The sequence below is a fragment of the Paenibacillus zanthoxyli JH29 genome, from assembly GCF_000520715.1.
Classification (GTDB): domain Bacteria; phylum Bacillota; class Bacilli; order Paenibacillales; family Paenibacillaceae; genus Paenibacillus_AQ; species Paenibacillus_AQ zanthoxyli.
The window spans coordinates 1-986 of record NZ_ASSD01000056.1 but is presented as its reverse complement, the minus strand read 5'-3'; the positions used below and the strand labels follow the sequence as shown (position 1 = coordinate 986).

Genomic DNA, 986 nt, shown 5'->3' with positions numbered 1-986 from the left:
TTTAGCCGCTCTCGCCCAGATCCATCGTAAAGTCATTCACATACAGATCGATATGCGACTTGGCCACTTGCGGAGACAGCTCTTGGGCATAGCTTAGTACATACTCCCGCGAAGCTTCCGGGTTGTCCCAGGCGTGACGGAGAGAGGTGCGAATCCAGCTGCTGATAGCGTCCGTGTCCAGATCGCGGCGGGCGATGATCGCGCCGAGCGGGATGGGAAGTCCCGTGTCGCTCTCCCACCAGCTTCCGAGGTCAACCAGCATGTGCAGCCCGTAAGAGGTATAGGTAAAGCGGGCCTCGTGGATGACGAGTCCGGCGTCGATTGCGCCGTCCCGCACGGCAGGCATAATCTCATGAAAAGGCATGACGACGATTTCGCCGATGCCTCCTGGCACCTGCTGCGCCGCCCACAGCCGAAACAGCAGGTAGGCGGTGGAGCGCTCGCTAGGTACAGCGACGCGGCGGCCGGACAGCGCCGACGTGCTGTTGGCGTCCTGCGGCCCGCTCTTGGTCAGCAGCAGCGGCCCGCAGCCCCGGCCAAGCGCGCCGCCGCAGGGTAGCAGCTTATACCGCTCCAGCGCCCACGGCAGGGCGGCATAAGAGATTTTCAGCAGCTCAGGGCCTGCGCCGTCAGCGGCAAGACTGTTCGTAATGTCGATGTCGGCGTAGGTGACATTCAGCTTCGGAGCGCCCGGCACGAGTCCGTGCGCCCAGGCGTGAAAGACAAACGTATCGTTGGGGCAAGGCGAGTAAGCAATATTCAGTTCTGCGGTCATTTCAGCACCTCCGATAGGATGGGCCCGGCTGCGGCGAGCGCTTCCAGCGCCTCGCCGATGCGCCAGGCGTCCCGGTCGCGGGGACCGACCGGGTTCGAGATCGCGCGAATCTCCAGTACCGGGAGATTCCGCGCCAGCGCGGCTGCGGCGACCCCGCAGCCTTCCATGGCCTCGGCGGCCGCGCCAGGCACGCGCGCCGCGAGGGCGGCGG

At 65.2% G+C, this 986-nt stretch carries 2 protein-coding genes; both read right to left on the bottom strand.

The window, feature by feature from the left end:
- Position 1: 1 nt before the first annotated feature.
- A complete protein-coding gene (locus tag L691_RS0102255) occupies positions 2-763 on the bottom strand; it encodes a 1,4-dihydroxy-6-naphthoate synthase (RefSeq protein ID WP_025688516.1) in 762 nt (253 codons plus the stop codon).
- Between the two features lie 8 nt (positions 764-771).
- The coding region (locus L691_RS30440; RefSeq protein WP_456320002.1) for a phosphorylase family protein at positions 772-986 on the bottom strand (215 nt) is incomplete at its 5' end.